The sequence below is a fragment of the Tumidithrix elongata BACA0141 genome (assembly GCF_036349135.1).
Classification (GTDB): domain Bacteria; phylum Cyanobacteriota; class Cyanobacteriia; order Pseudanabaenales; family Pseudanabaenaceae; genus Tumidithrix; species Tumidithrix elongata.
In genome coordinates, this window is the sequence record NZ_JAZBJZ010000201.1 from 1 (window position 1) to 5,261 (window position 5,261).

At 44.7% G+C, this 5,261-nt stretch carries 6 protein-coding genes; 5 read left to right on the forward strand and 1 reads right to left on the reverse strand.

Going from position 1 to position 5,261, the window contains the following annotated elements; genetic code table 11:
- Positions 1–29 precede the first annotated feature (29 nt).
- Entirely contained in the window at positions 30–392 is a 363-nt protein-coding gene (locus V2H45_RS25050; RefSeq protein WP_330486420.1) for a hypothetical protein, read from the reverse strand.
- 198 nt (positions 393–590) lie between these two features.
- On the opposite strand from V2H45_RS25050, the gene V2H45_RS25055 reads away from it, so the two are divergent.
- From V2H45_RS25055 to V2H45_RS25075, 5 genes are all read left to right on the forward strand, one after another.
- Positions 591–950: a hypothetical protein gene (locus V2H45_RS25055; protein WP_330486421.1), complete on the forward strand. Its 360-nt coding sequence runs from the start codon at positions 591–593 to the stop codon at positions 948–950.
- 354 nt (positions 951–1,304) lie between these two features.
- Entirely contained in the window at positions 1,305–1,928 is a 624-nt protein-coding gene (locus V2H45_RS25060; RefSeq protein ID WP_330486422.1) for a precorrin-8X methylmutase, read from the forward strand.
- A gap of 177 nt (positions 1,929–2,105) precedes the next feature.
- On the forward strand, positions 2,106–3,419 hold the full coding sequence (locus V2H45_RS25065) for an Nramp family divalent metal transporter (protein WP_330486423.1): 1,314 nt from the start codon (positions 2,106–2,108) through the stop codon (positions 3,417–3,419).
- An 18-nt stretch (positions 3,420–3,437) separates the two neighbouring features.
- Positions 3,438–4,325, forward strand: coding sequence for a glycine betaine ABC transporter substrate-binding protein (locus tag V2H45_RS25070; RefSeq protein WP_330486424.1), 888 nt, complete (start codon positions 3,438–3,440; stop codon positions 4,323–4,325).
- A gap of 94 nt (positions 4,326–4,419) precedes the next feature.
- Positions 4,420–5,091, forward strand: a complete 672-nt coding sequence (locus V2H45_RS25075) for a hypothetical protein (RefSeq protein ID WP_330486425.1) — start codon at positions 4,420–4,422, stop codon at positions 5,089–5,091.
- The last annotated feature ends 170 nt before the right edge of the window (positions 5,092–5,261 follow it).

Sequence of the window (5,261 nt, forward strand, 5' to 3'; positions counted from 1 at the left end):
TTTGCTGTGTGGCAGTCTCTGAAACCATCCTAGGCTTCCGCGTAAGGTGAGTTATTCATAATCTTCTTTCTGTTAGGACTCGTTTCAAACCCACAGATATACGCCGATTCTTCCTCTGTAAGAACAGCAACAAGATATAGCGATCGCAGCCAACTTCGCATTTTTCTCAGCCTCAAGAAAACGCTAAACTGCTGTGGGGATAAGACTTCTCTAATTCTTTCTATGTTTGTGCTTGCCATAGGAACGATCGCATATTCAGTCAATACAGGTATTCTCAATCCAAATCCTGTAAACCCTGGTAATTGGCAAGGGGTAGATTTAGCGATCGTAGTTCCATCAGTTCTGTGATAGCGATCGTCATTCCTTTGATAATCACAAACTATTCCAGTCAATGGAAAGAAGAGAAAACTTCTAAAATCTTAATCAATAGAAGATGTTTACGCTTTTTGAAGCTCGATTGCTAACGGAAGGAATCTATGCTCTAAGTCAGGAAAATTATTTTTATGTTAAGAGAGTCATGATTTCAATATATATAAACTAAATTTTAAATTTACCTATAATTCGCATCATGCGGATTTAACTTGAAAATTATGAGTTTAAATCTGTTAGATCTGACTGACTCACCACCAGAAATACAAACTCTGGTCATAGCAGGAAATTATTGGGAATATTTACAATGGAGACGAGGAGCAGTTGATATCAAGACTTGTAAGTATATTGAAAGTCTTGAAGATATTAAAGGACTCCATGGTTTTTTTGTGGATTTGGTGTGTTACGGCACCTACCAACGCAATCCAGTTTACTGTTCTCGTCAAATGCAAAAACTGATTAGTGAGAGCCAATCTCCCTTTAGAGCCTATGTAAATGTCATTGCCAAAAGTAAAAGAATCAAGGCATTGTCATCGCAAGCCCAAGAGGTAGTTTTTCCCTTCAAATTTATTTATTCCTAATTTAGATTTTGCCGTGACAGCCCGTTGTCTTGGCGAGCGCTCAATTTGGTAAGTTGAGTTAAGTTTTTGACTAGCGATCGCAATCTTTTTCGTAACTTTGAGCAAAATATTCCATCTAGGGATTAAAATTCAAAAGTCAATATTTCTCTTATTTTCAGTTATTCAATCGTTCGTTTATAGCAATCCGATTTGATTTGTATAGAGGCAGTTCATGAATTGACTCTACGATTCTAGGCAGAGATTCTAGGCAGAGAAAAATTGTTGATGAATCATGCCTAATTGCTATATAAGGATTGACGAAATAACTGATAGCTGATCACTGACCACTGCTAACTGAATAACTGACTCACTAGTATGGAATGGCACATCACGGACGCACAGAGCCTTGCAATTATCGATCGAGAGGTGGGGGAGCATACCCTATCGCCGGCGGAATACGAAATCGTGCGTCAAATTATTTATGCCACCGCTGACTTTGAATATCAACATTTGGTGAAGTTTTCAGAACATGCCTTGCAAGCAGGTGCGGCAGCTCTGGCAGCCCGAACGACCATCGTTGTTGATGCATCAACCTTGCAGGCAGGAATTGCTTCAAAGGTTCGCGCTACATTTGCCAACCCTATATATTGCGGTACAGAAGCATTTACACGCCCACAAAGAGATAAATCACAAGCCGTTTGGGGAATTGAAACCCTTGCCAAGCGATACCCTGAGGCGATTTTTGTGATTGGGGAATCCCAAGCCGCTTTAGCCTCTCTCGTAAATTTGATTGAACTAGAAGAAGTGAAACCTGCTTTGGTGATTGGGGCGCCGTCAGGCTTTATCGAGGTAGACCTGATTAAAGATCGACTCAACGATACCCTCGTTCCACATATTCGAGTCAACGGTCGTAAGGGAAATGCGATCGTGGCTGCCACCATTCTCAATGCCTTGGCTGAACTAGCTTGGCAGGCATACGGACAAACTGGAGATGCTTAGAAAACAAGGATTGCTATGTGCATCCCGATCGCGAGGCGTTTCTAAAAAATCTTAGGAATCACTTTGCGAATGAGTGGTCGCTTGCCATAGCAATAATCTTTCATAATGCTTTCATTATTTGAGGAAAATGTAGCATAATTAGCATTATTGTGTTTCGTTTTCTTTGCTCCTCTCGTTATGCAAAACACGCCCAGTTTGCCTGAAGTCCATCGCAGCATTCCTGTACCCAATGGTGGGGGCTTTTGGCGTAAGTTATTTGCCTATGCTGGTCCTGGCTATCTTGTTTCTGTGGGTTACATGGATCCTGGCAACTGGGCAACCGATCTAGCAGGCGGCTCAAAATTTGGCTATACGCTTTTGAGTGTCATCCTGATTTCTAACCTAATGGCAATCTTGTTGCAATCTCTGTGCGTCAGGTTAGGAGTGGCAACAGGCAAAGATTTGGCACAAATGTGCCGAGCCTACTTTAGCCCCCGCATTAGCTTTTGTTTGTGGGTGTTGTGCGAACTGGCGATCGTTGCTTGTGACCTTGCTGAATTGCTGGGCAGTGCGATCGCTTTACAGCTTCTGTTTGGCATGCCCCTTGTTTGGGGGGTTTGCCTCACAGCCTTGGATGTGCTTGTACTGCTATGCCTACAGAGCAAGGGCTTTCGCTATGTCGAAGCTTTGGTGATTATGCTGGTGTCAACCGTGGGAATTTGCTTTGTGGCAGAGATTATCTTTTCCCGTCCCGATCCGACGGGGATTCTATGGGGATATGTGCCAAGCATGAGCATTCTGCAAAATCCTGACAAGCTCTATATCGCCATGGGAATTTTGGGTGCGACGGTGATGCCCCATAATTTATACCTACATTCAGCGATCGTCCAAACGCGGGCATGGGAACCCACACCTAAAAAGAAATGGGAAGCGATTAAATTTGGCACGATCGATTCCACCCTAGCGTTATCCCTCGCGTTACTGATTAACTCTGCCATTCTGATTGTTGCGGCTGCCACATTCCACACGGCAGGACATCACGATGTTGCCGAAATTCAGGATGCGTACAAACTCCTATCTCCACTTTTGGGGGTTGGGGCAGCCAGTGCAATTTTTGGCCTAGCGCTATTGGCTTCGGGACAAAGTTCGACCTTGACAGCGACCTTAGCCGGACAGATCGTGCTGGAAGGCTTTTTGCAATTTCGCTTACCGCCTTGGCTGCGCCGTCTCGCCTCGCGTTTGCTAGCCATAATCCCTGCCCTGATCGCGATCGCTTGGTTTGGGGAACAGACGACAGGAAGCTTGCTAATTTTTAGCCAAGTGGTTCTAAGTTTGCAGTTATCGTTTGCCGTGGTGCCTCTAGTCATGTTTACCAACGATCGCCGTTTGATGGGCGAGTTTGTCAATCCGCAATGGCTAAAGTATTTGTCATGGTTGGTCGCCACTGCGATCGGCGGGTTAAATCTGTGGCTTCTGTGGCAAACCATATCGGGCTGGTTACATCTTGCTTAGTTTCAAATTTCATCAACCATGAAAAAATCTTTTTCCTACGCTCTTTTAGGCATACTGCTCTCCGTTGGTCTGATTGCTTGTGGGGCAAATAAAGAAAAGCGGGTGGTTGTGGCTTCCAAAAACTTTACGGAGCAGGTAATTTTGGGCGAACTGATTGCCCAAGAAATCGAAGCCAAAACAGATATCAAAGTGGAACGGCGGTTAAATTTGGGCGGTACGTTTATTTGTCATAAAGGCATAATTGCAGGGGAAATTGACATCTATCCTGAATACACGGGTACGGCTTTTACTGCCATTCTCAAATTGCCACCTCTCACCAATCCTCGCCAAGTATACGAAACCGTAAAGCAGCAATATTCTCAACAATTTCAGTTGAAATGGTCAGAACCCTTGGGATTTAATAACACCTTCGCCATTATTATTCGGGGACAGGATGCTCGTCAGTTCAATATCTCAACGCTTTCTCAAGTCGGGAAATATACGCCAAAATGGCGCGCAGGGTTTGGCTATGAATTTATCGATCGCGCCGATGGTTTACCAGGACTAGCAAAAACCTATGGTTTGACCTTTGCCGAAGCACCAAAGTCAATGGATTTAGGGCTTCTCTATCGAGCAATCTCTGAGAAACAGGTGGATTTGGTGGCTGGTAATTCCACAGATGGCGTGATTCCCACCTTAGATTTGACGATCTTAAAAGATGACAAGCAATATTTCCCTCCCTACGAAGCCGCGATCGTAACCCGTGCAGAAGCGATCGCCAAGTATCCCGAACTCGATAGTGTCTTCCATAAGCTGGCTGGCAAGATCTCGGAACAGGATATGCAAAAACTCAACTATTTAGTGGATGGCGAAAAGAAAGATCCCAAACAGGTCGTCACCGATTTTCGCCGCTCTAAAAATTTCTAGAGCATACCAAGTTATAGAACGCTCGCTTGGAACCAAATCATCCTATAGCTAGTCTTACTTACCAAGCAACATCTCTAATCTGAGCGTAAAGAATATGAAAGCGCAGCGTACCTCACTACTAGCAATTGTTTCGACCGTTAGCATTGCCTTAGCTTCACTGGCTGCAAGCCCTAGCTATGCCAAATCCTATAGCTCCTATACGGACAGACAGGCGAACCCAGACACGCGGATTGCCCAAGTATTTAGAACTACGTTTAACTTGCCAGCAGGTCAAGAGATCGTTACCAAGTTAGACAGCAAAGATACCCTCTACATTGGCACAGGTGATACGGCAAAAGCTCAATTACGAGTCCAACAAAACATCACTGCTAGTAATGGAACGATTCTGATACCTGCTGGAGCGGTGATCAACGGGGAGTTTGTACCCGTACAGGGAGGTTCTAAGTTCGTGGCGCGATCGCTGACGAGTAGCGGAGCGACGGTGCGCCTCACAGGTGAGTCTGCCACGATCAATGATGTCAAAGACCCCCGTGAAACTTCACTAGGCTCGATCGCAACTGACTCAGCCATCGGAGCGGGTGCAGCAGCAATTTTGTCTGGGGTAATTGGCGATCGCGTCATCTCCACTGAAAAAGTCTTAGCCGGAGCAGTCTTAGCTGGTGTAATTGGGAATGTTACAGCTCCTCAAGTAACCGTGATCGAACCCAATAATCCTCTAACGATTGTTACTAGCCAAACCCTGACATTTGTCCGCCGTGGCGACTAGGGCAAACCATTCGTAGATTTTATGCTTTAAAGCGAAAAAGCCTCTATTTTTGTGGATAGAGGCTTTTCATCTTTCAATGGAGTTTCCATTTAGGAATGGTATAGCAAGCTAGAATAGGCCAATTCAAGGATGAAATGCAACGGGGTCTGATGAAGCAAAGAATACTTCGT

Bases quoted from the DNA above. Each gene is read 5' to 3' on its own strand.
- V2H45_RS25055 (WP_330486421.1), top strand. From the start codon at position 591: ATGAGTTTAAATCTGTTAGATCTGACTGACTCACCACCAGAAATACAA.
- V2H45_RS25060 (WP_330486422.1), top strand. From the start codon at position 1,305: ATGGAATGGCACATCACGGACGCACAGAGCCTTGCAATTATCGATCGA.
- V2H45_RS25075 (WP_330486425.1), top strand. From the start codon at position 4,420: ATGAAAGCGCAGCGTACCTCACTACTAGCAATTGTTTCGACCGTTAGC.
- V2H45_RS25070 (WP_330486424.1), top strand. From the start codon at position 3,438: ATGAAAAAATCTTTTTCCTACGCTCTTTTAGGCATACTGCTCTCCGTT.
- V2H45_RS25065 (WP_330486423.1), top strand. From the start codon at position 2,106: ATGCAAAACACGCCCAGTTTGCCTGAAGTCCATCGCAGCATTCCTGTA.